This is a genomic window from Robinsoniella sp. RHS, from assembly GCF_001029355.1.
GTDB classification, from domain to species: Bacteria; Bacillota; Clostridia; order Lachnospirales; family Lachnospiraceae; genus Robinsoniella; species Robinsoniella peoriensis.
In genome coordinates, this window is record NZ_JNGB01000029.1 from 26,452 (window position 1) to 52,912 (window position 26,461).

23 protein-coding genes are annotated in these 26,461 nt (G+C 41.1%); 8 read left to right on the forward strand and 15 right to left on the reverse strand.

Annotated elements, in window-relative coordinates:
• Position 1: 1 nt before the first annotated feature.
• The 5 genes from RHS_RS14290 to RHS_RS14310 form a co-directional block, all read right to left on the reverse strand.
• Positions 2 to 694: an HAD family hydrolase gene (locus tag RHS_RS14290; RefSeq protein WP_027294821.1), complete on the reverse strand. Its 693-nt coding sequence runs from the start codon at positions 692 to 694 to the stop codon at positions 2 to 4.
• Between the two features lie 102 nt (positions 695 to 796).
• Complete coding sequence (xylB, locus tag RHS_RS14295; RefSeq protein ID WP_047833564.1) at positions 797 to 2,266, reverse strand: xylulokinase; 1,470 nt, start codon at positions 2,264 to 2,266, stop codon at positions 797 to 799.
• Positions 2,267 to 2,452: 186 nt separating this feature from the next.
• Positions 2,453 to 3,937: an L-fucose/L-arabinose isomerase family protein gene (locus RHS_RS14300; RefSeq protein WP_044297901.1), complete on the reverse strand. Its 1,485-nt coding sequence runs from the start codon at positions 3,935 to 3,937 to the stop codon at positions 2,453 to 2,455.
• Positions 3,938 to 4,019: 82 nt separating this feature from the next.
• Complete coding sequence (locus RHS_RS14305; RefSeq protein WP_027294824.1) at positions 4,020 to 4,646, reverse strand: DUF4867 family protein; 627 nt, start codon at positions 4,644 to 4,646, stop codon at positions 4,020 to 4,022.
• 1,336 nt (positions 4,647 to 5,982) lie between these two features.
• Positions 5,983 to 6,582: a YdcF family protein gene (locus RHS_RS14310; protein ID WP_047833565.1), complete on the reverse strand. Its 600-nt coding sequence runs from the start codon at positions 6,580 to 6,582 to the stop codon at positions 5,983 to 5,985.
• Positions 6,583 to 7,034: 452 nt separating this feature from the next.
• Here RHS_RS14310 and RHS_RS14315 point away from each other — a divergent pair, with 452 nt between their 5' ends.
• Together RHS_RS14315 and RHS_RS14320 are read left to right on the forward strand one after the other, a co-directional pair.
• Complete coding sequence (locus tag RHS_RS14315) at positions 7,035 to 7,742, forward strand: AzlC family ABC transporter permease (RefSeq protein ID WP_070042438.1); 708 nt, start codon at positions 7,035 to 7,037, stop codon at positions 7,740 to 7,742.
• On the forward strand, positions 7,729 to 8,064 hold the full coding sequence (locus RHS_RS14320) for a branched-chain amino acid transporter permease (RefSeq protein ID WP_027294828.1): 336 nt from the start codon (positions 7,729 to 7,731) through the stop codon (positions 8,062 to 8,064). The genes RHS_RS14315 and RHS_RS14320 overlap by 14 nt, the downstream gene beginning before the upstream one ends.
• A gap of 64 nt (positions 8,065 to 8,128) precedes the next feature.
• On the opposite strand, the gene RHS_RS31045 is transcribed toward RHS_RS14320, so the two are convergent.
• The gene (locus RHS_RS31045) at positions 8,129 to 9,178 is read right to left on the reverse strand and encodes a LiaF domain-containing protein (protein ID WP_156042940.1); all 1,050 of its coding nucleotides are present in this window, start codon (positions 9,176 to 9,178) and stop codon (positions 8,129 to 8,131) included.
• Between the two features lie 1,031 nt (positions 9,179 to 10,209).
• On the opposite strand from RHS_RS31045, the gene RHS_RS14335 reads away from it, so the two are divergent.
• The 3 genes from RHS_RS14335 (at position 10,210) to RHS_RS31050 (ending at position 13,584) form a co-directional block, all read left to right on the forward strand.
• On the forward strand, positions 10,210 to 12,591 hold the full coding sequence (locus tag RHS_RS14335; protein WP_047833571.1) for a heavy metal translocating P-type ATPase: 2,382 nt from the start codon (positions 10,210 to 10,212) through the stop codon (positions 12,589 to 12,591).
• A gap of 243 nt (positions 12,592 to 12,834) precedes the next feature.
• Positions 12,835 to 13,191 (forward strand): metalloregulator ArsR/SmtB family transcription factor, encoded by a 357-nt coding sequence (locus RHS_RS14340; protein WP_027294831.1) that lies wholly within the window; start codon positions 12,835 to 12,837, stop codon positions 13,189 to 13,191.
• 87 nt (positions 13,192 to 13,278) lie between these two features.
• The gene (locus tag RHS_RS31050; protein WP_052377859.1) at positions 13,279 to 13,584 is read left to right on the forward strand and encodes a hypothetical protein; all 306 of its coding nucleotides are present in this window, start codon (positions 13,279 to 13,281) and stop codon (positions 13,582 to 13,584) included.
• A gap of 73 nt (positions 13,585 to 13,657) precedes the next feature.
• On the opposite strand, the gene RHS_RS14350 is transcribed toward RHS_RS31050, so the two are convergent.
• Entirely contained in the window at positions 13,658 to 15,061 is a 1,404-nt protein-coding gene (locus RHS_RS14350) for a PLP-dependent aminotransferase family protein (protein ID WP_044295779.1), read from the reverse strand.
• A gap of 22 nt (positions 15,062 to 15,083) precedes the next feature.
• Entirely contained in the window at positions 15,084 to 16,748 is a 1,665-nt protein-coding gene (locus tag RHS_RS14355) for a glutamine--tRNA ligase/YqeY domain fusion protein (RefSeq protein ID WP_027294833.1), read from the reverse strand.
• 238 nt (positions 16,749 to 16,986) lie between these two features.
• Here RHS_RS14355 and RHS_RS14360 point away from each other — a divergent pair, with 238 nt between their 5' ends.
• Positions 16,987 to 17,904: a diacylglycerol kinase family protein gene (locus tag RHS_RS14360; protein ID WP_044289476.1), complete on the forward strand. Its 918-nt coding sequence runs from the start codon at positions 16,987 to 16,989 to the stop codon at positions 17,902 to 17,904.
• 42 nt (positions 17,905 to 17,946) lie between these two features.
• Here the strand turns inward: RHS_RS14360 and RHS_RS14365 are convergent, their stop codons facing one another.
• The 5 genes from RHS_RS14365 to RHS_RS31055 are packed head-to-tail and all read right to left on the reverse strand — an operon-like array spanning position 17,947 to position 23,102.
• Entirely contained in the window at positions 17,947 to 18,963 is a 1,017-nt protein-coding gene (locus tag RHS_RS14365; RefSeq protein ID WP_027294835.1) for a glycosyltransferase family 2 protein, read from the reverse strand.
• Positions 18,964 to 18,974: 11 nt separating this feature from the next.
• Positions 18,975 to 20,048 (reverse strand): A/G-specific adenine glycosylase, encoded by a 1,074-nt coding sequence (gene mutY, locus RHS_RS14370; protein ID WP_395022440.1) that lies wholly within the window; start codon positions 20,046 to 20,048, stop codon positions 18,975 to 18,977.
• An 18-nt stretch (positions 20,049 to 20,066) separates the two neighbouring features.
• Positions 20,067 to 20,747 carry a DNA/RNA nuclease SfsA gene (sfsA, locus tag RHS_RS14375; protein WP_044295782.1) on the reverse strand — a complete coding sequence of 227 codons (681 nt, stop codon included), beginning with the start codon at positions 20,745 to 20,747 and terminating at the stop codon, positions 20,067 to 20,069.
• 19 nt (positions 20,748 to 20,766) lie between these two features.
• Complete coding sequence (locus tag RHS_RS14380; protein WP_395022442.1) at positions 20,767 to 22,923, reverse strand: L,D-transpeptidase family protein; 2,157 nt, start codon at positions 22,921 to 22,923, stop codon at positions 20,767 to 20,769.
• 2 nt (positions 22,924 to 22,925) lie between these two features.
• Positions 22,926 to 23,102 (reverse strand): DUF6783 domain-containing protein, encoded by a 177-nt coding sequence (locus RHS_RS31055; RefSeq protein ID WP_334291673.1) that lies wholly within the window; start codon positions 23,100 to 23,102, stop codon positions 22,926 to 22,928.
• Here RHS_RS31055 and RHS_RS31060 point away from each other — a divergent pair.
• A complete protein-coding gene (locus tag RHS_RS31060; protein ID WP_377147116.1) occupies positions 23,043 to 23,168 on the forward strand; it encodes a DUF6783 domain-containing protein in 126 nt (41 codons plus the stop codon). The genes RHS_RS31055 and RHS_RS31060 overlap by 60 nt on opposite strands.
• 219 nt (positions 23,169 to 23,387) lie before the next feature.
• Here RHS_RS31060 and RHS_RS14385 read toward each other — a convergent pair whose 3' ends face one another.
• Complete coding sequence (locus RHS_RS14385; RefSeq protein WP_044289479.1) at positions 23,388 to 24,815, reverse strand: L,D-transpeptidase family protein; 1,428 nt, start codon at positions 24,813 to 24,815, stop codon at positions 23,388 to 23,390.
• A 260-nt stretch (positions 24,816 to 25,075) separates the two neighbouring features.
• Complete coding sequence (locus RHS_RS14390; RefSeq protein ID WP_047833568.1) at positions 25,076 to 25,831, reverse strand: N-acetylmuramoyl-L-alanine amidase; 756 nt, start codon at positions 25,829 to 25,831, stop codon at positions 25,076 to 25,078.
• Positions 25,832 to 26,002: 171 nt separating this feature from the next.
• Between RHS_RS14390 and RHS_RS31065 the strand changes: the two genes are divergently transcribed.
• Positions 26,003 to 26,125: a hypothetical protein gene (locus RHS_RS31065; RefSeq protein WP_255348072.1), complete on the forward strand. Its 123-nt coding sequence runs from the start codon at positions 26,003 to 26,005 to the stop codon at positions 26,123 to 26,125.
• Positions 26,126 to 26,461: the final 336 nt, after the last annotated feature.

A 26,461-nucleotide genomic window follows, 5' to 3' on the forward strand; every position in this document is an offset into this window, starting at 1 on the left:
CTTATCTCCTCCGTACATCGCAAGCAGACCTGAGATTTTCCTGTTCCAGAATTACTGAGATTTCCGAAGGACTGTTTACAATTCTTTTGGCGTGATTTTCTTCTAACTCTACTCTGTCACGGAATCCCCACAAAACACCCACCGTATCCATTCCTGCCGCATTTCCTGTCTGCATATCGGTATTCGTATCCCCTATATACAGGCATTCATCACACGAAACCTGAAAATATTCTGCAATCTTGATCGCTCCATCCGGGGCCGGCTTTCTTGGAATTCCTTCCTGCTGTCCCTGTATGTAATCAAAATAGCCTTTGCCAAATAGTGATTCTACTACATCTATCGCCTGTTCATGAGGCTTATTCGAAAAAACGCTGATTTTAATATTATGGCCTTTTAACCACTCCAACAATTCTACAATTCCCGGAAACGGCTTCACATGATACATACAATCCTTTGCAAAATAAGTACCGTACAAACGACTAAGCTCATCAAAACCTTCGCATTGCAAGTCACCATTTTCCCTCAGGCACCTTCGTACCAGCTCTGCTGATCCGTCTCCCGCAAAATACCGGAACCGGTCAGTCGGAAAAGCGGATAGTCCCATGGCTTCAAGCGCGCGGTTTCCGCAATAGGCCAATGATTCTACTGTATCAGCCAGTGTCCCATCTAGGTCAAAGATACATACTTTAATCATAATATCTCCTCTTTCTTTGCTCTGGTGAATATTGTTATTTCTTCAAAATACTAGAATATCACGAAAAATTCCCCAAGTCAATGACCCGGGGAACTTACTGTACTAGATGATCTCCTGAAACAAATCTTTTACTGTTGGATAAATCTTCACAAACTTTTTATACTTTTCTTCGTATTTTGCAGCAATTTCAGGTGTGGGGTCAATTGTATCCACTACACGCACAATACCGGCTGCCGCTTCTTCCACATTTTTGTATTCGCCGCAGGCAACTGCCGCCAGCATTGCTCCGCCAAGTCCCGGGCCTTCTTCACTGGCAATGACATCCACTTTAATGTTTAATACATTTGCAACAATCTTCTTCCAAAGGGGACTCTTGGCACCGCCTCCGCAGATCTTCGTTCTTTCGATATGAATCCCTAAGGATTTCGCTACTTCGAATGAATCCCGGATTGCAAATGCAACCCCTTCCAATACAGCCTGGGTCATATCTGCCCTAGTGGTATCCATGGTCATGCCGATAAAGGTTCCTCTTGCATCTGGATTGTTGTGAGGGGAACGCTCTCCCATCAGGTATGGCAGGAAAAACACATTATTCTGTCCCAATTTTGTGATTTCACTTTGCTCTTTTGCATAATCTTTGGTACCGATAATTTCATCCATCCACCATTTATTGCAGGATGCGGCACTTAACATGCATCCCATCAGGTGGTAATGTCCGTCTGCATGGGCAAAAGCATGAAGTGCATTGTGCTCATCTACGCCAAAATCTTTACTGGAAATAAAAATTGTTCCGGAGGTACCAAGAGAAATATTACACATCCCATCTCCCACGGTACCGGTTCCCACAGCTGCTGCCGCATTATCTCCTGCACCTGCAACAACCTTCACAGTTTCCGGAAGACCCAGCTCTTTTGCGACCTCCGGTTTTAAGGTACTGACTATCTCATAACTTTCATAGATCTTTGCAACCTGTTCTTCTGTAATGCCGCAGATATCCAGCATTTCTTTGGACCAGCATTTATTCTTCACATCAAAAATCAGCATACCGGAAGCATCGGATACATCGGTACAGAACGCTCCGGATAATTTATATGCCAGATAATCCTTTGGCAGCATAATCTTTTTTATTCTTGCAAAATTTTCCGGCTCATTATTTTTAACCCAGAGAATTTTTGGTGCCGTGAAACCGGCAAATGCAATATTCGCCGTATATTCGGATAATTTATCCTTTCCGATAACTTCATTTAAATAGTCGGTTTCTTTTCCGGTTCTGCCGTCATTCCAGAGAATAGCCGGGCGGATTACCTCATCCTTATCATCCAGTATCACCAATCCATGCATCTGTCCGCCAAAGCTGATTCCGGCAACCTCCGCCTTATTACAATCTGCTGTCAGTTCCTGTATTCCCGCTACTACTGCACTCCACCAATCTTCCGGTTTCTGTTCAGACCATCCGGGATTCGGAAAATAAAGCGGATACTCTTTTGAAACTACATTTTTAATGGTACCATCTGCTTCCATTAACAAAAGCTTTACTGCAGACGTACCTAAATCTACTCCTATATATAACATCTGTCCGTTTCCTCTCTTCCTTTAAAAAATATCCCTGCCCATGTAACATCACCTGTGCATTGCTGACTGCCACAATATTCAGCCAAATTACAAAGCAATGCTTTCACATCAGCCGTATCATTTTGATTTCAATAACAGAAAGCCCGCACTGCGAGCTTCCTATTTTCTTAAATTATACTGCCGTTGTTATGCAAATGGATTTTCGGTCTTATATAACATTCCTTTTGGCTGGTTAAATCCGATTTCTTCTACATCTACACCGATGAACTTGAATACTTCATAAAGTGCTTTTCCGTAATGTCCAAACGCAACTGCTCCATGATGAGGATAATTTCCTTCTACTAATACATGACGATAAAATCTTCCCATTTCCGGTATTGCGAAGATACCAATCGCACCGAAGGAACGTGTTGCTACCGGGAGAACTTCACCATGTGCAATGTATGCACGCAGTTTGGAATCAGCCGTACTCTGCAGTCTGTAGAATGTAATGTCTCCAGGAACAATATCTCCTTCCAAAGTACCCTGTGTTACTTCTTCCGGAAGCGCTCTTGCCATAATCATCTGATATTTCATAGCACAGAAGGATAATTTTTTAGAACTGGTGTTACCACAATGGAAGCCCATGAAAGTATCTTTCTGAGTATAGTCAAATTTGCCTTTGATATCATCAGCATACATATCATTTGGAACAGTATTGTTAATATCCAGTAAAGTAACAACATCTTCGCTTACGCAGGTTCCGATAAATTCACTGAGTGCTCCATAAATATCCACTTCACAGGATACCGGGATTCCCATTCCGGTGAGACGGCTGTTCACATAGCATGGAACGAATCCAAACTGTGTCTGGAAAGCAGGCCAACATTTTCCTGCAATTGCTACATATTCTCTATAGCCTTTATGCGCTTCTACCCAGTCTAAGAGTGTCAGTTCATATTGTGCAAGTTTAGCAAGAATTTCCGGTTTTTTATTACCTTCTCCAAGCTCAGATTCCATATCTTTCACTACATCTGCGATACGTGGGTCATCTGCATGCTTATTAAATGCTTCGAATAAATCCAGTTCTGAATTTTCTTCAATCTCTACCCCTAAGTTATAGAGCTGTTTAATTGGTGCATTACAAGCAAGGAAATTCAAAGGACGAGGACCAAAGCTTATGATTTTCAATTTAGAAAGTCCCACAACTGCTCTTGCAATCGGAACAAATTCTTCAATCATATCTGCGCATTCTTCTGCATTTCCAACCGGATATTCCGGAATGTATGCTTTAATATTACGAAGTTTTAAATTATAGCTGGCATTTAACATACCGCAATAAGCATCTCCGCGGCCCTGAACCAGATTGTCTCCGCTTTCTTCTGCTGCTGCAACAAACATGGATGGTCCATCAAAATGTTTTGCTAACAATGTTTCGGAAATTTCCGGTCCGAAGTTCCCCAGATATACAACCAGTGCATTACAGCCTGCTTTCTTTACGTCTTCTAATGCCTGCACCATATGAATTTCACTTTCAACGATGCAGATTGGACATTCATAAATGTTTTCTGCATTATATTTTTCTTTATACGCTTTTACCAGAGCTTCTCTTCTGGATACGGATAAAGATTCCGGGAAACAGTCCCTGCTTACAGCTACAATACCGATTTTAACTTTTGGCATGTTGTTCATTTTTTTTCCTCCTGAATAAAATACTATGATTTATGGTTATTTTAATATTTTCTTTCTTACTATGTTTTAAGACCTGGTTTTCCTATAAAGAAAGGTTTTCCCCTTTGATTCCGTTAAATGCCCCATCGATTTTTGCATCCGGATGCGCAACCAGCCATTTATTCTTAGCTGTTAAAAGTTTATCTTCCTGATCTCCTCCATGGCACTGGTCCAAAGGAAGGTTTGTATCTCTTGGGAGAATTACCACACACTGGAATCCCTCTTCCCGGGTATTACAGGGTGCATAGTGAAGAGTTGTTGCATAGACTTCTATTACGGTTCCCGCCGGAACAAAAAATGCTTCAATTTTTGACGAATCATATGTATAGTCTGCTTCGATATCCTGCTGCATTCCCAGCATAAGTACTAAATCTGTCACTGCCACATTTACTTCTGATGAACGGTGATATTCTACTGCATTTAATAAATGATTATGTCCGTTGCAGTAACCAATCTGTATTGGTAATTCGCCGTATGCTATTGTCTGCATCCTCTCATATACCGGCAGCTCTTCCAGTTCTGAAACAGATGGAACATAGATAACATCTTCCGGAAGGGGTGTCGATTTCATCTTCTCAATTAATTCACCGCAGTCAATATCTTTTACAATGCGGCCATACTTTCTGAACTTTTCATCGGTTACTTTGTAAGTTTCAAGCACAGAATTCATCCTCCTTTATGCTTTCTGAAATAATTAGTTCATTTACTAAACTTTATATCCACAGTATACTTCTTGTTTGGTAATTTTGTCAACTGTTTTTTACAAATCCCATATACTTTTTCTCCAGCCTAATAATTTCATCTTAAATTTGGGTTTTGCTGAGTAAGGGGACGCTTTGTAGATGGAGATGGTGCAACGGAAAGATGGGAGTGGGAAACTTGTATGGACTCCGTCAGCTGGCCGCAGAACTGGTATTTTCTAACCTTTCCGAAGCGCTTTTTGGCGGCACGCGGGCATTCACCGGGAAATCCTGATGCATTTCCCGGTTCAGTGCCCGCTTAGTATCCGATGGGAGCCAGTCGAATACTATCCGCCAAAAAACACTTCGAAAAGGTAAGTAAATACTCAGCTCTGCTCTACGCTTCCTCCGCCCATACAAGCTTCCCACTCCCATCTTTCCGAGATTCAGTTTACTGCCACAAAGCTGGTTTTCTCAGCAGGTTGGAACCCCTGGGCTGTTGCAGGCTGTTCTTTATTGGATGCAACAGAGTGTGTTACGTCAGTTCAGTGTGAAAGGGGGATGATAAGACGAAATTTTACCTGCTTTCCTGATCACAGACTTAACTGGATGTAGGTACTATAACCACAAATATTCTGTAGTAGAATTTAGAGACAGTTCAGAGTGATAACATCCAGCTGGTTTATTGGTTTTTAAGTGTTCTATGCCAATAGCGTACAGCATGCCACAACCCCGGGGCCCAACCCTGCTGAGAAAACCAGCTTTGTATCAATAAACTGCATCCCGGAAAGAGAAGGGGGCGGACCAGGACATTGGTTTGGAAGGCGTATAGCAGAGCTGAGCATTTACTTACCTTCCCGGAGTGTTTTTTGGTGGATAGTATTCGACTGGCTCCCATCGGATACTAAGCGGGCACTGAGCTGCGAAATGCATCAGGATTTCGGAGCGAATGCCCGCGTGCCGCCAAAAAGTGCTCCGGGAAGGTTAGAAAATGCCAGTTCTGCGGTAAGCATTTCAAACCAATGTCCTGGTCCGCCCCCTTCTCTTTCCGTACACTACCTACATCTACAAAGCGTCCTTAATCAGCGAAACCCAAATATAATAATCCTGCTGGAAGTCTCTATTCCAAGTAATGACTCATACGATTATTTGGAATTGTTAGCAATAAGCCCCTTACAAACTGTTTGCTGTAGTATTAGTACAGCATTACACAAAAAACAGGAACACCGAAACTGTTAATTCGATATTCCTGTGCTTTTATTTTATGTTAGTCTGTAAATTGCAGGTCCCCTGGTCCTTCCCTAAATTCGGAGGGATAAAATAAAATTATTTGTCAATCAAATCATGCATAATTTTATGGAACTGCCTGCCACAGCGCTCTACTTCTTCCAACACCTGATCAATCTTTTTTTCTTCCATAAACCAATTATTCCTGTTAATTCCCCGGGTTTCAGCAGGACATACATAAAATACCGTTTCCGGAAACAGAAGCTGATAATACATCAGACACCTTCTTGCATGATATGCCTGGCAGGAAATGATTGCTTTGTTTATCTGAAGCCCCAGCTTCTCTGCCAGCTTTCTACAGTAGATTGCATTCTCATAAGTAAAGGTTGCCTCTTCTTCCATATAAATTGACACTGCCGGCACACCTGCATCCTGCAAAACTTTGCTTAGAAACTGGCTTTCCGTTTGAAAATCCATTCCGCAGTAGTCTAGAGGTGAATCAACTCCTGCAAACTTTCCCTTTAAAACACTGAATTTCCCGGAAACCATAATACGGTCTGCATAACCCCCTTTATATAAATCAGCTGCATGTAACGCAATTTCTCCATAACTCCCGCCGGGAATAAAAATCATATCGGACGGAACAGGATCGTTTTCTACAAAAATGAACTCTGTAATATCATCATAAAAATGCTTCAAGCCATAATCCTCCTTATCTTTCTTATCTTAATTTTCTTTCTTTTCTTCCAATATTGTAGCACTAAGTTCTCCGGATGGGAAACATTTAAGTTTTGAGTTTAGCAGATTAAAGACGCTTTCTATATAAAGGTTGTGTACGATAAGATGTAGCGCTGCAAAAGCCATCCGTATTTCACAGCGAATGACTGCCGGACGCTAAAAAGCGCTGGAGAAGGTTAGAAAATGCCAGTTCTGCGGTAAGTCTTCCACGCTCCTGTCATTGCCCACCACCTTCTCTTTCCTTACACTATCTCAGCTGCAAAGTGTCTCCTTCTTAATAGTAAACCCTTTCTAACCTGTGCACTCTTGAATATCGATTAGTAATCTTATTTTGACAATATAAACATTATTTTGACATTCGCACATTAACGTGCTATACTATCCCAGATAAAAAGCTGGAAGGAGATATACAAATGAGACGCAAAGCGCTGAAGGCAGCCTTTCCACTAACATTGCCTATTATGGCTGGCTACCTGTTTCTAGGTCTGGGATTTGGAATCCTTTTGGAAAGCAAAGGTTTTTCCTTTATCTGGGCTTTTTTTATGAGTATCATTATCTATGCCGGTTCTATGCAATATGTTGCTATTGAATTGCTTGCTGGTGGTGTTACTTTTCTTTATACGGCATTTATGACGGTAATGATTCAGATACGCCATCTGTTTTATGGACTGTCACTGATTGATAAGTATCGTTTTGTCGGACGTAAAAAACCGTTATTGATCCATGAACTTACAGATGAAACCTATTCTCTGATCTGTTCCGCCGTTCCCCCCAAAGGAGTCAATGCAGAATGGTTTTATTTATTCATCTCTGTATTAGATCACTGCTATTGGATTATCGGCTGTACTCTGGGCGCGGTTTTGGGCTCTCTGATTGATTTTAATACAAAGGGCATAGACTTTGTCATGACTGCACTGTTTATCGTTATTTTTACGGAACAATGGCTCACAAGCAAAGATCATATTCCGGCACTGATTGGTCTGGTATGCTCTGTCATTTGCCTGATCCTGTTTGGAAGCGGTAATTTTATCATTCCATCCATGATATCCATATCTGTTCTTTTGACTGTATTTCGTAAACAATTGGAAAAGCGAGGTGACCTAAGCAATGAGAATTCCTGATTCACAGGCTTTTATAATGATTCTGATTATGGCTGGTGTTACCTTTTTCATCCGTGGGCTTCCTTTCCTTCTATTTCCCGGAAATAAGAAGACCCCTGCATATATCATGTATTTAGGTAAAGTTCTTCCTTTTGCAATTATCGGTATGCTGGTTGTATATTGTTTTAAAAATGTCTCCGTTATATCAGCTCCTTTTGGTATACCGGAATTGATTGCACTGGTTGTCATCGTCTTCTTACATGTTTGGAAAAGGAATACTCTGATCAGCATTGGAGGCGGTACGCTGCTTTATATGTTTCTTGTACAGGTACTCTTCCAGTAAACCAAATTGCTCCAGTAAATAGAAAACTGCCGGACAGTTGATCCTCAACCGCCGACAGTTATTTTTATTTTATTTCTAATCCTCCTAAAATACAAGTTGCCCTGATATAAATGGTAGGTGCTCCCGGCACTGGCATCAATCTGGCCTTGTTAGACACCCCGCCAAGAATAGGCGTATCATCAACCTTTACATTGACATACTCAGGCACCTTAATTTCAATACCCCCAAACAGAGACATTACATCAATTCTGACATCCGTTTCAAAAATGGCATATCTCAAATCCAGTTCCACGCCTCCAAAAACCGCATTCACTAAAGCGCCATCGAATATATCACCATTATAGTTTATATTTCTAGAAGAAAATAAAGCTGTGAAGCTTGGCATATTCTGAACTGCACCGCTCTTCTCTACGCTGTGTATTTCTGATGGATCCTGTCTTTGTCCCTGATATGACTGCTGTCCCTGAAATCCACCGGCATAATTCTGATTCCTCTGATGATTTGGAGCCTCTTGGTAATTCTGTTGGTTATAACTCTGATATGTCTGCTGCCCACGGTATTCCTGCTGTCCCTGATATTCATTTCTCTGGTCATTTCTTTCCCGGTATCCACTCTGTCCGCCGGGCGCCTGACGCCAGTTCTCATTTTGATTGTTCTGAGATCCTTGTCCACTGCTATTTCCAAAGCCCGAATTTCTTCCATCATTTTCAAATTTACGATAATTGCCGCTGTTATGACCGCCGTACCAGGCTGCTCCATCACAACCGCTGCCTACCCGCTTATGTTCCTGATAACCGATTCTCTGATGCTTTACCAGATATCCTGCACCGGCTACCACAAGAATCGTTGGCCAGATTAGACGCCCGGCCATGCCCCAGCTAAGCAGATTCCATGAACTTAGCAAAAAGAAGATGCCAATACACAGCCCTATCACATTTGATGACCTGGGTTTATGTTCAATCAAACTCAAAAAAGAAGGAATAATAATAAACATTGTCCACCATCCGTTAAAAAACAGAGAAAAATTCAAAATTCCCAACATATTTCCTGCAATCCCTAACCCCAGAACCAACCAGAAAATTCCCCACAATATACTCGATATACGTTTACGCATTATACATCACCTTAATTCCCCTCTGCCTTTTAATCCGGCTTATCATAAAAATGAAACATACTTCATTATACTTCATTTTACTTATATGAATACGACTACTTTATTTCTTACCTTATAGTATAAACGTTTCTCCTAAAAAACACCAGTGACTTTTGTCACATTTATTAATTTTTATGATATTAATAATTTTGTATTGACATTTTCCTAAAGATATGATTATATTAACATATGAATAGTTGTTCATGTGTTTCAAGTAAAAATCGAATCAGGAGGTACCTGTTATGAAAGATCATAGAACAGAACAAGGAAGCAATAAATCTTTAAACTCCAGTGCTGTGCAGGAACATCATCATGATGAGCATTGCGGATGCGGTCATTCCCATGCGGATCATGCGCAACAGCACGAAGATCACTCACATATTCACAAGGAATGTTCCTGTGGATGCGGTCATGAGCATGACAACCAGAACCACGAGGAACATCATCATTCTCACGAAGAATGTACCTGCGGCTGTGATCATGAGCATGACGGTCACGAGCATAATGACCAGAATCATGAGGAAAAACATCATTCTCGCGAAGAATGTGCATGCGGCTGTGATCATGAGCATGACGATCACGAGCATAATGACCAGAATCATGAGGAAAAACATCATTCTCACTCAGAATGTGCATGCGGCTGTGATCATGAGCATAACGGTCACGAGCATAATGACCAGAATCATGAGGAAAAACATCATTCTCACTCAGAATGTACCTGCGGCTGTGATCATGAGCATGACGATCACGTGCATGACAACCAGGATCATGAGGAACATCATCGTTCTCACCCAGAATGTGCCTGCGGCTGCGACCATAGTCATGAAGATGATGCAGCAAATGCAGAATCATTTTCCGGGTCCCATACGCATTTTGAATGCCTGCATATTCAGACTCCCGGTCATCCTGAAGACTGTACATGTGAGTTGTGCAATCCACATGTAGAATATTGTGATGTCTGCGGAGAAAGCCTTTCTAAATGTACTTGCAGAATGCCGGACGAAAATAATATTAAAAAGGTTTATCTGCTGGAAAATCTGGGCTGTGCAAATTGTGCCGCAAAGATGGAACGTAAAATCAAAGATCTCCCGGATGTGTCTTATGCAGCAATTGCTTTCGCAACAAAACAATTAAGGGTATCTGCACCAAACCCCGATGCTCTCCTTCCCAGGATGCAGGAAATCTGTGCTTCTATCGAACCGGACGTAAAAATCGTCCCAAGAGGCGGGAAAACTCCAGGTATCCAGGTGACAAATACTTATACCATCGAAGAATTGGACTGTGCCAACTGTGCAGCCAAAATTGAACGTATGATCAACAATCTTCCGGAGGTAACCAGCGCTACCGTTACTTATGCGACAAAGCAGCTTCGTATAACTGCAAAGGATCCGGATAAATTAATTCCGGAAATACAAAAAATAGCAAAATCCATTGAGCCAGACGTTATAATTAAGGCAAGAGATACCTCACCGAAAGGCAGAGATATTCTTTCCAAAAAAGTAACTGATCTGCCTAAAAGAACTGTTTTCTTTCATGAGCACCGCTCCATAATCGAAATTATTGTTGGCGCACTTCTCTTAATTGCTGCTAAAGTAATGGAGTCCAAAAATATTGGACCAACACCCGTTTTTATCGTCTATGCCATTTCTTATCTCGTTCTGGGCTGGAAAATTGTGTGGACTGCGATAAAAAACATTGCCAAAGGCCATGTATTTGATGAAAACTTCCTGATGAGTATTGCAACAATTGGCGCATTTGTTATCAGTGACTATGCGGAAGCGATTGGCGTTATGCTCTTCTACCGGGTAGGCGAATATTTTGAAGACCGGGCCGTAGAAAAAAGCCGCAGTCAGATCATGGATGCCGTAGATATGAGACCGGAAGTAGTAAATCTTGCTATCGGAGATGAAGTGCAGGTTATTCCTGCCGGTGATGCTCAGGTTGGCGACATTCTGGTTGTACGTCCCGGTGACCGTATTCCATTGGACGGGGTTATTATAGAAGGGGAAAGCCGTATTGATACTTCACCGGTAACCGGAGAACCGGTACCTGTAAAAGCAGGCTATGGAGATGAAGTAACATCCGGATGTATGAATACCTCAGGACTGATAAAAATCCGTGTTGAAAAAGTACTGGAGGATTCCATGGTAACCAGAATTCTGGATTCCGTAGAAAATGCCGCTGCAAGCAAGCCTAAGATCGATCGCTTTATCACGCGATTTGCCCGAATTTATACACCATTTGTTGTGGCTCTTGCTGTCTGCACTGCTATTATTCCATCCCTGATTACAGGTGACTGGAATCACTGGATCTACACAGCACTTACCTTCCTGGTAATCAGCTGCCCCTGTGCTCTTGTGCTCAGCGTACCATTGGCATTTTTCTCCGGTATTGGCGCGGGTTCCAAACGAGGTATCCTATTCAAAGGCGGCGTTTCACTGGAAGCATTAAAAGATGTTACTACCGTTATTATGGATAAAACGGGAACCATAACAGAAGGAAACTTCCAGGTACAGCATGCCGTTCCTGCCAATGGATTTACTTCACAGGAAATCCTGAAACTTGCTGCTATATGTGAACTGGATTCCACACATCCAATCGGAACAAGTATTGTAAGCGAAGCCAGAAATACAAAACTGGAACTGAACCGCCCCGCATCTGTAGAAGAGTTAGCCGGTAAAGGAATCCACGCCGTAATCAATGGCAGAGATATCCTCTGCGGCAATCAGAAATTGATGGACGCTTATAAGGTTTCCCTGAAAAATTTTCAAAAAGACAGCTTTGGTACAGAAGTACTCATTGCCGTGAACGGAACCTATGCAGGCCATATCGTAATTTCTGATACGGTAAAAGCAGATGCCGCACCTGCAATTAAGAGATTAAAATCTCTGGGTATCACAACAGCCATGTTAACAGGTGATGCTTTAGACAGCGCTAATGCTGTTGCAAAAGAAACCGGTATCGATGAAGTCCATGCAAAACTTCTTCCTCAGGAAAAACTAACAGAGCTGCAGAAAATCAGAGATGCACACGGACGTGTCATGTTTGTCGGTGATGGCATTAACGATGCACCGGTACTGGCTGGTGCTGATGTTGGAGCAGCTATGGGAAGCGGCGCTGACGCTGCTATTGAAGCAGCGGATGTTGTATTTATGAATTCCAGCGTTACTGCTATCCCGGATGCTATTGCAATTGCACGTTCCACCGGTCTGATTTCCAGACAAAACGTTATTTTTGCCCTGGTAATTAAAATACTTGTTATGATCCTTGGGCTCATGGGATTTGCTTCTATGTGGATGGCTGTATTCGCAGACAGCGGTGTAGCTATGCTGTGTGTTCTGAACTCTGTAAGAATTCTTTATAAGAAGAAATAGCATCACGGAATAATAATGCATTCACCGGCAGCATGTCTCGACAAAGAATTACATTGACAAAAAACAGGATTTTCTTTAAACTATGTATTAGAGGAAATTCTGTTTTTATATTTTCAGAATTCAGATAACGTCATGTAATCTTTAATTGCATGAAATAAAATAAGTAATACGGGCATATTAAGAAGAGAATATCTTTTCTATCTGTCTGTGTGTGCGTATCCAGACGTACGAATGGAGGAAATTATGAACAACGAGGATATGATAGAAAACTGTTGTGATGGCAACCACATCCATCATGAAATTCAAAATACGGTTATTCCGGGAGAAGAAGATCTTTACCGGCTTGCTGACCTGTTTAAAATCTTTGGGGATCCTACCAGAATCCGGATTCTCTATGCACTGTCTGCTTCTGAACTGTGCGTTTGTGACATTGCAGATCTGCTTGGAATGAGCCAGAGTGCCATCTCCCATCAATTGCGGGTTCTAAAGCAAAGCCATCTGGTAAAATTCCGCAGAGATGGAAAAACGATCTATTATTCTCTGGCAGATACCCATGTATCTACGATTCTGAATCAGGGGCTGGAACATGTGGAAGAATAAATTTGTAATTACCCCTTTCCTTTTTCAGAAAAAAGTATTACAATAAACGTAATTATGTTGTCATAAATTATGAAAGGAGTCAGGATTATGGCTAAAAAAAATAGAAAATTCTTACTTGGTGCTGCTGTAATAGGTGTTGCTATCGCAGGAGGTATCTATTACTTAAATAAATGCAAACAACAAGATGATACATGGGAGGATGATTTCGAAGACTTCGAAGACGACTTTGAGGATGATCTGGATGAAGAAGATGATGTTACTCCGGTAGCAAGAGAATACGTCACAATTCCAAAAGAATCTCATACGCCTGAAAAAACTCCGGAAGACGCTTCTGCTGATGAAACAGATGGACAGACTGATGATGAAGGCGAAGTAAGCAAAACAGCGGAATAAATAATTGTGTTAAAATAACATTCAAAAAACACCAGCGGAATTCGTTGGTGTTTTTATAATATATACAAGATTTCTATACTATCCACGCATGAATCAGACGGTGCACCGCCTCGGCGATATCTGCTTCACAAAGATTTGCATATCCCAGAATTACTGTAGGCATCGTAGTCTTCCTGGGCGCTGCCACATAGTAAGCAGACAGCCCATAGACTTTAACGCCTTTCAGGCGCGCCTTCTCTATGGCATCATCTTCCGACATTCCATTTACAAAGCTCAATAATATATGAACACCTGCATTTTCTCCCGATATGGTACAGATACTTTCCAGTCCTTTGAGCTTTTCCAGCAATACATCATGCCTGCTTTTGTAAACTGCACGCATTTTATTTAAATGTCTCTCATAGTAACCCTCATTCAGAAATCTGGAAATAATCATCTGATCTACTCTGGACACCGTAGAAGAAAATATTTTACCGATTACATCATATACCGCCAACAGCCTTTTTGGCAGAACCAGATAACTCACACGGATCGCAGGTGCAATTGACTTGGAAAACGTTCCGATATAAATCACCTTGTCATGGCTGTCATAGCCCTGTAACGCCGGTATTGGTTTCCCTTTGTACCTAAATTCACTATCATAGTCATCTTCGATAATATAGCGCTTCTCGTCTTCTGACGCCCACTTTAAAAGCTGCATTCTCCGTTTGATTGGCATAATGGTCCCCAGGGGAAATTGATGGGACGGCATAACATAGGCGATATCCGCCCTGGAATTCTCAAGCTCTGCCACATCCATTCCGTTCTTATCCATATTAATTACCAGCATCTCATTAGAAAGTACGTTCAGAATATCATAAGCCTTTTTATAAGTTGGGTTTTCCATTGCTATGATATGGCCTCTTCCAAGAAGATTACATAAAAGCATAAGCAGATAATCATTACCTGCCCCAATAATAATCTGCTCCATACTGCAGTTTACACCTCGTGCCTGGTGCAGATATGCTGCAATCGTCTCACGAAGTTCGCTCTCTCCTTTGGGTTCACCAAGCTGAAAAAAATCTTTATTATCTTCAAGCAGAATATTTTTTGAAATTTTTCTCCAGGCATTATGGGGAAAACTGTTTAAATCTACACCACTGGGTGAAAAGTCATAAGCAAAATACTCTTTTATTTCCTGTACTGCCTTTTTCGGCGCCTGAGCTGCCGTAGAAAGATGGTACAAGCCATCCAGATCACTTACAAAATAGCCTTTACAGGGAACAGCCTCTATATATCCCTCTGACAATAGCTGTTCGTAAGCCAATTCAACCGTACTTCTGCTTACCTGGAGATGTTTTGCCAGATTGCGGGTAGAGGGCAGCCTCTTTTTACAAGGCAGCCCTCCATTTTGGATATCATTTTTGATATAATCATATATTTGCTCATACAGGGGCCTGGAAGATTGAACATCCAGGCTGATTGTTAATTCGTTCATATATTCCCCCCGCTGCCATAATCTATTTTGGCAGTTTAAAAGAACTCTTCAGAGATACAATTCGGTTAAACACCAGTGCATCCGGTTTGGAATCTTTTGCATCCACACAGAAAAAGCCCTGGCGCACAAACTGGAAGCTGTCATATGCTTTCGCATCTGCAAGGTTTGGCTCCACAAAACATTCTTTTAAAATAACCAGCGAATTAGGGTTCAGGTTTAAGCTTCCGTCTTCGTTGTAGACACCTTTTTCTTCATCGATAATATTTTCATAGAGACGTACTTCTGCTTTTAACGCTGTCGGTGCCGCTACCCAGTGAATGGTACCTTTTACCTTACGTCCTGTAAAGCCCGTGCCGCACTTTGTCTCGGGATCATAGGTACAGTGAATTTCTGTTACGTTACCATCTTCATCCTTTATGAAGCTTTCACATTTCACAAAATACGCATTCATTAAACGTACTTCATTACCCGGGAACAAGCGGAAATATTTCCTTGGAGGCTCTTCCATAAAATCTTCCCTGTCAATATATAATTCCCTGCAGAATGGAACTTTACGTTTGCCAAGGCTTTCATTTTCCAGATTATTATCAACATCCAGATACTCAATCTGTCCTTCCGGATAATTGTCTATCACTAATTTAATCGGATCTAAAACGGCCATCATACGTGGTTTCTTCAGTTTTAAGTCCTCGCGGATACAGTATTCCAGCATGGCATAATCTACAGAGCTCTGGCTTTTGCTCACTCCGCAAAGATCCATAAACATTTTAATAGACTCTGGTGTAAATCCGCGGCGTTTTAAGGCAGCAATGGAAACCAGTCTCGGATCATCCCAGCCATCCACAATGCCATCTTCCACCAGCTTACGGATGTAGCGCTTTCCGGTAACCACATTGGTCAGATATAACTTTGCAAATTCAATCTGTTTTGGCGGATGGGGATATTCCAGTTCACGAACCACCCAGTCGTAAAGCGGTCTGTGATCTTCAAATTCCAAAGTACAGATGGAATGTGTAATACCTTCAATTGCATCCTCAATCGGATGGGCAAAATCATACATCGGGTAAATGCACCACTGGTCCCCGGTATTATGATGTGTCATACGTGCAACACGGTAAATAATCGGATCACGCATGTTGATATTCGGAGATGCCATATCAATTTTTGCTCTTAACACCCGTTCACCGTCTTCATATTTGCCATTTTTCATGTTTTCAAATAATTCCAGGTTTTCTTCAACGCTTCTGTCCCGGAATGGGCTGTTCTTTCCCGGCTCCTTGAGGGTTCCGCGATATTCTCTGATCTGTTCCGCATTCAAATCACAGACATAGGCTTTTCCTTTTTTTATCAGCTTCACTGCACACTCATACATCTGCTCGAAATAATTGGATGCAAAAAACAGGCGGTCTTCCCAGTCAGCACCAAGCCATTTAATGTCTTCTTTGATAGACTCAACAAATTCCACTTTCTCTTTTGTAGGATTGGTATCATCAAATCGCATATTAAACTTGCCATGATACTCCTGTGCCAATCCGTAATTCAACAAGATTGACTTTGCATGTCCTATATGAAGATAGCCGTTTGGCTCTGGCGGGAATCTGGTACATACTGTCTCGCAATGTCCTTCTGCTAAATCTTTTTCAATAATCTGCTCAATAAAATTTTTGGAAACTGTCTCTTTTTCCATGTCTTTCCTCCTAGGATATAGTCTGTTTTTCATAATACCATAATTTTCTCAAAATTACAACGCTGTAAACGTTAGAAAAGTACTAATTATGCATCTGGTATCTTCTGAACAGGGTAGACTTTGAAGTTGGAAATTATTAAATTGGGGGTTCGCTGAGTAAGGCCCTCCTGAATAAAAATATTTACTTTTCCCTTCTCTTATATTATGATGTTATCATATCAACTTTGGGGGAACTATTATGTATTATTTTATTGTAAATCCAAAATCCAGTTCCGGTAAAGGCCGAAAGATCTGGAATATGCTGGAGAAGGAATTGAGAGAGCGTAAAATTAAATACACCGTCTATTTTACCAAAAAGAAAAACCATGCCCTTCGTCTGGCTGAACTAATATCTACTACGAAAAATCCTTGTACGATTACTGCTGTGGGCGGAGACGGAACCGCAAATGAAGTAATCAACGGGCTTAAAAATCTGGACTCCATCGTGTTTGGTTATATTCCAACCGGTTCCAGTAACGACCTTGCAAGAGGCCTGCGTCTTCCTTCGAATCCCCTGGATGCCTTGAATGCAGTTCTGCATCCAACCAGAATTCAAAAGGTCAGCATTGGTGTCAATCAAAGCAAACAGGAATGCAGGAACTTTATCGTCAGTACCGGTATTGGTTTCGATGCAGCAGTCTGCCACGAAGCCCTGCACTCCACCTTAAAAAAAGCTTTGAACAAAGTTAAACTTGGTAAACTGACCTATGTTGGGATTGCATTAAAGCAGCTGTTCCTCTTAAAACCGGCTTCCATGACACTGACAATGGATGATAAAAGGAAACATTTCTATAAAAATGCATATTTTATTACAGCTATGAACACTCCGTATGAAGGGGGCGGATTTAAGTTCTGTCCAAAAGCGGATGCATCGGATGATATCCTGGATATCTGCGTTATAGAAAAAATGTCCAAGCTAAAGGTATTATTACTGCTCCCTACAGCGTTTTTGGGAAAACATACCGGAGCAAAAGGTGTACATATTTTCCACTGCCACCAGGCGCGTATACAGACGGAAGTACCTCTCGCCGTCCATGCTGACGGAGAATCTTTTGATTTCCGATCTGATCTTGAAATCTCTTTTGAATCAAAAAAGCTCTCCTTTATCCGAGGATAAGGGGGAGCTTTCTCTATTTTTGGATAAGGGAGAGCTTTCTCTTTAATTAAATCCAAAAAACTTTCTGGTTAATTTATATGCGGCTACAGATACATTCCTTCCGCTTTTGCCCGGTAGATTAACCGTACGTCCAAGCAGACCTGTACGTATCTTTATATAAAGTCCCCGGTCTACTTTCTTTAAATATGACCAAAGTTCTTTCTTCTTTTCAAAGTTTTCATCTGTTTCTGAACGTATCAGCATAATCGAAGACACTGTCATAATAATATCAAGATAATTCAGCATATATTTACGAAGCTTCTTATTTGAAACTTTAGCCGAAGCCATTGTATCAATCATAATTTTATTTACCCGGATCTGCTGGTCAATCCTGCGGATCATAACTTCTTCATTTACAGACTGATCATCTCTTCCAATAAAATAATGGTAGAAATTTACATCCAGATAATACATATTTTTTACATAAGGCAGAGGCTGAAATACAAACAGGTTGTCTACGTAAAAAGTATGCTTCGGCAATTCCAGTCCACAAGCTTTCAGAAGCTGGGTTCTGTAGATTACAGAATGCATCAGGATATAATGGCCCTTTCGGAGCTTGTGCACTTCATCCCAGGTAAAAATTTCATTTTGCGGAAATGCAGAACGATACTGCATTACTTTTTTTCTGCGTACCCCGACTTTATCGTAAATAAAGTTACTGATAAACATATCCACGGTATTGGGACCACCTATCATATCTGCTATTTTACCAAGAATGGTCAGATATGCATCGGGATCTACCCAGTCATCGCTGTCTACTACTTTAAAATAGATACCGGTGGCATTTCTAAGTCCGGCATTTACAGCTTCTCCATGACCGCCGTTTTCCTGATGGATTGCTTTCACTATGGTAGGGTATTCTCTTTCGTATTCATCTGCAATCTCTGCAGTATTATCTTTGGAACCATCATCCACTACCAGAATTTCCACATCTTCTCCACCCACCAGCAGAGATTCGATACATTTTCTCATATACTCCTGCGCATTGTAGCATGGAATTGCAATTGATAATAATTTCATGTTATTTTCCCCTATACTTCGTATTTTTCCTGTCCTAGTTTAATTTGCAGATAATCCGCATATGCGCCAAAAGCTGCCGGTATTGGATATTCTTCCTGGGTTTTCCAGGGCTCTACAAACAGCATTCCCGTATCTTTAGCATTTTCCAGTTCTTCAACCTGAATTACATATCCTGTCATTCTCCATTCCACATGACTGAATATATGCTTAGACTCTCTGAGCTGCCTGATCCGTATAGGTGCAAGCTGACGCTCTTTTATATACTCCAGCACTTCATCTGCTGTCAAATGCCCTTCCAGGTTAGGCAATTCATACAGGCCTGCCAAAAGTCCCTTTTTAGGCCTTTTTCTAATCGCCGCTTTATCCCCGTCTTTTATTACCAGCACCGTTTTTTCTTCGATACGCCTTGGCTTTTGTTTTGTTTTCTTCGGCAATTCCATGACGATATCCAATGCTTTTGCTTTGCAAATTGATGCCAGGGGGCAGATATCGCATTTTGCCATACCGTTCGGTACACAGACAGTGGCCCCAAGTTCCATTAATGCCTGGTTAAAATCACCGGGGCAGTCTTTTGGCATGATGGCTTTTATATCCTCTTCCATCTTCTTACGCACAGATTGTTTCATAATATCTTCTTCACTTGCCAACACCCGGGAGATCACCCGCAATACATTCCCGTCTACTGCCGGAACCGGAACATTATAAGCAATGGACGCAACTGCACCAGCTGTATAGTTTCCAATTCCTTTTAAGGACAGTAATGCTTCATAATCCGCCGGAAGCTGTCCGTCAAACTCTTCTACTATGGTTTTTGCAGCAATCTGCATATTCCTTACCCGGTTATAATACCCCAGGCCTTCCCATAATTTTAGCAGTTTATCTTCCTCACAAACCGCTAATGCATGTACATCCGGCAATGCCTTTGTAAATCGTTCAAAAAACGGCTTCACTGCCTCAACTCTGGTTTGCTGCAGCATAATCTCTGAAACCCAGATCCGATATGCTGCCTTATCTTCCCGCCAGGGAAGTACCCTGGCATTTGCCCGGAACCACATAAGCAGCGGCTCCACGATTTCATTTAACATATATTCTCCTAATATTTATTATAAAATAACGGTAATCTCTTTATCAATTTTTATGCTGTCCTCTGTTACAATACTGTCGTATGCCAGTATATGTACACCTGCTTTTTTCGCCAGCCGAAGTGCATCACCAAATTCCGGGTGAGTAAGATCGTTAGGCCGGAATTCATTTATCTGTTTCATCTGAATAACAAAAAAGATATATGCCTCATAACCTTCTTCTAAACAGCCTATCAGCTCCATGATGTGCTTCACTCCACGCTGAGTAGGTGCATCCGGAAATCTCGCTGTGCCATTTTCTTCTAACGTGACACCTTTTACTTCCATATAAATCTTCTTTCCATCTGCCTCCACATAAAAGTCAAATCTAGATTTACCATATTTCATTTCCGGTTTGATATAAGTAACATTCTTGAAATAATTACTTTCCTGTATCCATTCCTGAACTACTTTATTCGGCGCCTGAGAATCCATATTGATCATTATATCGCCTTTTATTACTCCAATCAAATCATATTTCGTTTTTCGGTTCGGATTATTGCTTTTTTGAACGTACACACTGGCATGGGGCGTTAAAAGCTCCCTGCACCGACCTGTGTTCTTCACATGGCAGACTTCTTTAACGCCCCTGATTTCTACATTCGCAATAAAACGGTTCGGTCTGTCTAAAAAGATTCCCTTTTCCATATTTTCATATTGCATATTCTTTACATCCTATTCTTTATCGATAGTAACAGATAATTGGAAAACCCTTATAAATCTGTTCATAAATCTGTCTTGCAGCATCGGTTGGCAGATTAATACAGCCGTGGGATCCATTGTATTGATAGATATTTCCCCCGAAGCTTCCACGCCAGTTGGCATCATGAAGCCCGATACCGCCGTTAAATGGCATCCAATAAGTCACCGGTGTAGCATAGCTGTCTCCGGGTTTATCGCTTCTTAATACATCCGGGGATTTCTTATAATACAGCGTATAGGTACCGCCAGGCGTGGCACATCCTGCCTTTACCATGCTTCCTGATACAAAGTCACTGGAAACTGCCACCTGACCACCAATATACATCCACAGATGCTGCCTTGTCAAATCAATTTCCACATAGTCCTGCCCCAGATCACTGTTATCAAAACTGACCGCTGTCCGTGCAAAAGCAGGTGTTCTTTCCTGAACGGCTCCAAGCTGGATTAACTTGGTTAAGTCTACGATCTCCTGCTCCTGATCAATCATCCACCCATAGCTTCCGCCTTTAACCGTAACCATTGAGCCGTCATTGGTTTTAAATTCCCTTGGTCTGTCATAGGTGTCGTATTTATCAGCCAGCATAGCAACATAATTACGTACCTGTTCTTCATCAAAGGTGACCGTACCCGCCTCATCATGTGATACCCAGTCTTTGATGGTTTTGCCATCCAGAACTTCTCTCTTCTCACCAAATGCAAACGTAATGCTTGTTCTGCAGTATTGATTAAGATTATTCATCAGCATATTCAAATGCTCATTATCAGATCGGACTGCCGGCTGCACATAACAGTCATTCTTTTCCAGTGACGCCTTCTTTTCTCCATGCTCAATCAAATTTTTCACCAGTGAAACCATTTTATCGTAATCAACCTTGTTGCCTTCTACTTCCGGTTCAATTTCATAAGTGGTTTCGCCAAATTTCATAAATGCATCTTTAGGTGCCACTATATTTTTTTCATTCATACATTCCAGTGATTTCAGAGTTTTTGCAAGTTTTTTTTCATCATAAGTGGTACTGGAATCGAATTTATAGCGGTAATTCTCCCATAACGCTCTTGGCCAGGTATACGGGTTTTGCTGGTCTTTAAAACCTTGTACTTCTCCTTTAGACACATAGTGATATCCTATCTGATCTGCAGTTATCTTCTCTTTTACCTTCCCTCTTTCGGAAAGTGTAATGGTATATTTATGGATTTTATTTGCAATAGAATTATCAACCATTTCAACAGTCTGTTTAGATACATCAATACCATTTACTTTGGTATTGAAAAAGAATTTATCCTGGAAGTAAACAGCACCGCCGATATATACACCTAAGACACACAATAGCAGAAAACATCCGAAACCAATCAGCAATTTTTTCCATAGCCGGCCTTTTTTTCCCTGTCGGGATGCATCTTCACTTTCTTCTATTGGATCATGTTCATTACTTTCAATGGTACTATGTGCTTCGGCATTTCCTGTCTCTTCATTTCGCTCTGGATCTTGTGTCTCTTTAAGTTTTTCTAAAGATTCTCCATTTGGCTGATCCTTCTGCTCTTCTTTTAGTTCTCCATTTAACTGATCCTTCTGCTCTTGTTTTACTTCTTGATTTACTTCATCTTTTGCCTCATCTTTTGCTTCATCTTTTACATCATCTTTTGCCTTATCTTTTGCTTTATCTTTTACATCATCTTTTTCATCATCTTTTACATCATCTTTTACATCATCTTTTTCATCATCTTTTACTTCATCTTTTACATCATCTTTTACATCATCTTTTACATCATCTTTTACTTCATCTTTTGCTTCATCTTTTGCTTCATCTTTTGCTTCATCTTTTGCTTTATTTTCTGTATCTCCTTTTTCTTCATGTTCAACTTCATATTTAACTTCTTGTACTACCTCTTCATTTTGCTTTATTTCTTGCTTTTCTTCAACATTTATATCCTGCTTTTCTTTAACCTGCCCATTAACATTTTCTTCCTGCTTTTCTTCTGCATTCTCTTCTTGCTTTTCTTTGTCACTTATGTCAGCACTATTCTCCTGAACATCCGGGGTTTTATCCTGGGACTCTTTATTTATATGGTTTTCAGCATCTTTCCCAACCCCAGTGACTTTCTCATTTTCAAGCTCTTCCCTTTTTTCTTCTTTCATTTTCATCCCTCATTAATCACTCTAGAGCGTGTCTGAAAATTGCTTTCTGACAGCTGCGCGTCACAGTTTGTTGGAGATTTGTCCCGAATGAAAGGCGCGTAGCGGGCTACGTAACCTGAATTCGGGGCAAATATGCCGCAAAGCGGGGCGTGCAGATGGCTGGAATGAATTTCATACACGCTCTAGTAGTATGCTTTCTACTATCATATCATTTTATGCATATTAGAGAAAGTACTTTTCGATAATTTTAAGAAATATAAGAATTTTAGGTATATTTTGAATTATTGCAAAAACGATTCCCATGCATAATATTAAGAAACAATTTTAAATTTTATCGCTTCCTATAGGTTTCTCAATCTGGATTGAAATATACGATATTCATATTACTATTCTTTGTTTCCAGGTTGACTGATACTACAGCATAGTCTCCAATTGTGCCCTATGAAATATGATACCCAATTTCCTTAATCATACACAACTACCGGTGTTCCCCGCTCTACATTATTAAATATAACAGCCGCCGCTTTATCCGGTGTATTTATACAACCGTGAGATCCGTTCCATAAATAGATATCATACCCAAACGCCGAACGAAAAGAACCTGCATCATGAATCCCTACATTTCCATTAAAAGGCATCCAGTATGTCACAGGTTGGGCATAGTCTTCGCCTCTTAATATCTGTCCGTGAATGACTCCGTCAATTGCCCATACATGATTCGAAGGGGTTGCATTTCCTTTATTCGGGTTACCGGTGACAACCGGCGTATCGACCAATTCTTTTCCGTCCTTATAAAACCACATTCTTTGCTGAGAAATACAGATTTCAACATAGGTATTCCCGATATCATTTTTGGATCTGTCTTTTGCGGTATACAAATAGGCAGGTTCCATATTTCCCGAAATACCATTTTTAACTGCCTCATATAATTTTTTGGTTGTTGCGGGCCGGTCAATACACCAGCCATAATCCCCTCCTCTGGGAAGTGTTATAGTTTTTCCATCGTGTTTTTTAAACTGACGGGAAAGCCCGAAGGTATCCGTTTCATATGCTAACTGGCAAACCCATTCCCCCACCTTATTTTCATCTAGAAAATAGTTGCCATCCGTATCTTTAGTAAGCATTTCACGGATAACACTGCGGTTCACCTCTTTTTTCTGGTCAGTAAAATCAAAGGTTATATCCGCAGTGGTCAGTTCATTCAACTGTGCTACTTCTGACTGAAGACTCCTGTCTGTGTGAAGTACGGAAGGTGATTCGTATATCCCGGATTTATCCAGATCAATGGATGATTTTCCGGTAGCTATTGCATTTTCAACCGCTTTTCTAAAACGTTCCCGGTTTAAAGTAGTTCCAAGGATTTCCTGCTGTATCTCAAATCCGTAATCTTTTTCAACAATGACTGCATCCCGGGGCTCTATGATTTTGCCCGGTGCGAAACAATCCAGTCCATCTATAAGGTCATTTAACACACCTTCTTCATATTCAACCGGAAGAACAACGCTGTAATTTTTATTTTTCCCCAGAGATATTCCCCAGGAAAATGCATTTTGATTTTCTAAAATCTGTCCAACCTGCCCCGACTGAATATATGTAAGCCCAAGCTGTCTTCCTGTAATCACCTCAATAACCCCACCCCGCTCAATCAACTCCAGCCGATAATCCAGCAGATTTTCTGCCATTTCATTTTCTGCTTCTTCAACCGTCATTTTACCGCATTCAATTCCATTAATCGATGAACAGAAAATAAAGTGAGAAGAAAAGTAAGCACCAATCCCCAGATAAATACCAGTTACAATACAGACGCTGGCAGACAGAATACCGGCTGCCATTACTTTGTTTTTCGACTTTTCAACTATAAATTGGTATAATGCATCCCGTGAAAAATACATGCATACACCCCTTCTTATATTTCTAAGTTCTGCAGCCGTCAACAACCATCAGACATACATTTTTGCAGAATTCGAAACTTATATTGTTAATACATATGATTCCTAATGAAAATCATGTACTATAAATGATCTTTTTTTACAGAAAAAATCTCCGCCATGGTTCCGTAAATACCATAGCGGAGAAAATACCCCTCAACATAATTATTCTAATTTGTATGATTTTATGCCTCTCATCAGTCCCGGCTGCCATTCATATTTCCTTACGTGGTTAAAAAAGTCGGATAACCATACCTGCGAAGTGTAGCCTCCATGCGAATTGCATTATCCAGTAACTCAAATGCACCAACCTGAACTTTATAATAACCGTCTTCATTAATAATAAATGCTGGGAAGCCCTGGCTTTGCAACTGTTCCAACAGTCTTTCCGCATTATCTTTTCTTCTAAAAGTTCCGGTCTGCACACGATAATAAGTAGGCTGCGACGAAGCTTCGTCCAGAGACTCCATAATTCCATTTACGATCGCCTGAGCGATATCATCAAACCGGCTGTCAAATATCAGATTGTCCTCGTCACTATTCATAAAACCTACTTCTACCCAGACAGCAGGCATCTTTGTCCTTTTTAACACAACCAGCCCCGGACGGACTTTTACTCCCTGATTTTTGAATCCGACCTCTTCCAGTTCTCCATTGATATCATCTGCCATATCCGCTTTTGTGCCGGAATCATCATAAATTAAGGATTCCACACCAGAGTACTGATTTTCCACCGGACTGGAGTTTCGGTGCAGGGAAATATAGTAATCCGCCTGTTCATCGTTTGCAATAGATGCCCTTTCTATCGGTGTTCTGTATACATCTTCAGAACGAGTATATACCACCTCTATTCCCTTTTCTTCCAATAGTACTCCCACTGCATTTGCAAGCTTTAATGCATCGTCTTTTTCCTGACGGCCATTGTAAATCACACCGGTGTCCGTACCACCATGTCCGGCATCTAAAATAATTTTAGCCATAAAAATCTCCTCTGACATACCTTTATAATTAAGATATGTCGTAGGCGTCGGTTTGCTACTTTATATAATTCATTACTAATACATCATTCTTTCTTTTGCCCGATTCCAGAGCGTACAATTTCAGCTTAAATTTGGGTTTAGCTGAGGAAGGACGCTTTGTAGATGTAGGTAGTGTACGGAAAGATGGGTGTGGGAAACTGGCATGGGCTCCGTCAGCTGGCCGCAGAACTGGTATTTTCTAACCTTTCCGAAGCGCTTTTTGGCGGCACGCGGGCATTCACCGAGAAATCCTGATGCATTTCTCGGTTCAGTACCCGCTTAGTATCCGATGGGAGCCAGTCGAATACTATCCGCCAAAAAACGATTCGGAAAGGTAAGTAAAATACTCAGCTCTGCTCTACGCTTCCTACGTCCATACCAGTTTCCCACACCCATCTTTCCGAGATAGCATTTGTTGATACAAAGCTGGTTTTCTCAGCCTGGTGGAGACCCTTGGGTTGTGACGGTCTGTTCGTTTTTGGATGCAGCAGAGTGTGTTACGGCAGTTCAGTGTGATAACATCCAGCTGGTTTAATKGKTTTTAAGTGTTCTATGCCAATAGCGTACAGCATGCCACAACCCCGGGGCCCC

What these genes read in the sequence shown, in the direction of transcription:
- RHS_RS14290 (WP_027294821.1), bottom strand. Translation starts at nt 694, where the DNA reads ATGATTAAAGTATGTATCTTTGACCTAGATGGGACACTGGCTGATACA.
- xylB (WP_047833564.1), bottom strand. Translation starts at nt 2,266, where the DNA reads ATGTTATATATAGGAGTAGATTTAGGTACGTCTGCAGTAAAGCTTTTG.
- RHS_RS14300 (WP_044297901.1), bottom strand. Translation starts at nt 3,937, where the DNA reads ATGAACAACATGCCAAAAGTTAAAATCGGTATTGTAGCTGTAAGCAGG.
- RHS_RS14305 (WP_027294824.1), bottom strand. Translation starts at nt 4,646, where the DNA reads ATGAATTCTGTGCTTGAAACTTACAAAGTAACCGATGAAAAGTTCAGA.
- RHS_RS14315 (WP_070042438.1), top strand. Translation starts at nt 7,035, where the DNA reads ATGAGACGCAAAGCGCTGAAGGCAGCCTTTCCACTAACATTGCCTATT.
- RHS_RS14320 (WP_027294828.1), top strand. Translation starts at nt 7,729, where the DNA reads ATGAGAATTCCTGATTCACAGGCTTTTATAATGATTCTGATTATGGCT.
- RHS_RS31045 (WP_156042940.1), bottom strand. Translation starts at nt 9,178, where the DNA reads ATGCGTAAACGTATATCGAGTATATTGTGGGGAATTTTCTGGTTGGTT.
- RHS_RS14335 (WP_047833571.1), top strand. Translation starts at nt 10,210, where the DNA reads ATGCCGGACGAAAATAATATTAAAAAGGTTTATCTGCTGGAAAATCTG.
- RHS_RS14340 (WP_027294831.1), top strand. Translation starts at nt 12,835, where the DNA reads ATGAACAACGAGGATATGATAGAAAACTGTTGTGATGGCAACCACATC.
- RHS_RS31050 (WP_052377859.1), top strand. Translation starts at nt 13,279, where the DNA reads ATGGCTAAAAAAAATAGAAAATTCTTACTTGGTGCTGCTGTAATAGGT.
- RHS_RS14350 (WP_044295779.1), bottom strand. Translation starts at nt 15,061, where the DNA reads ATGAACGAATTAACAATCAGCCTGGATGTTCAATCTTCCAGGCCCCTG.
- RHS_RS14355 (WP_027294833.1), bottom strand. Translation starts at nt 16,748, where the DNA reads ATGGAAAAAGAGACAGTTTCCAAAAATTTTATTGAGCAGATTATTGAA.
- RHS_RS14360 (WP_044289476.1), top strand. Translation starts at nt 16,987, where the DNA reads ATGTATTATTTTATTGTAAATCCAAAATCCAGTTCCGGTAAAGGCCGA.
- RHS_RS14365 (WP_027294835.1), bottom strand. Translation starts at nt 18,963, where the DNA reads ATGAAATTATTATCAATTGCAATTCCATGCTACAATGCGCAGGAGTAT.
- mutY (WP_395022440.1), bottom strand. Translation starts at nt 20,048, where the DNA reads ATGTTAAATGAAATCGTGGAGCCGCTGCTTATGTGGTTCCGGGCAAAT.
- sfsA (WP_044295782.1), bottom strand. Translation starts at nt 20,747, where the DNA reads ATGCAATATGAAAATATGGAAAAGGGAATCTTTTTAGACAGACCGAAC.
- RHS_RS14380 (WP_395022442.1), bottom strand. Translation starts at nt 22,923, where the DNA reads ATGAAAGAAGAAAAAAGGGAAGAGCTTGAAAATGAGAAAGTCACTGGG.
- RHS_RS14385 (WP_044289479.1), bottom strand. Translation starts at nt 24,815, where the DNA reads ATGTATTTTTCACGGGATGCATTATACCAATTTATAGTTGAAAAGTCG.
- RHS_RS14390 (WP_047833568.1), bottom strand. Translation starts at nt 25,831, where the DNA reads ATGGCTAAAATTATTTTAGATGCCGGACATGGTGGTACGGACACCGGT.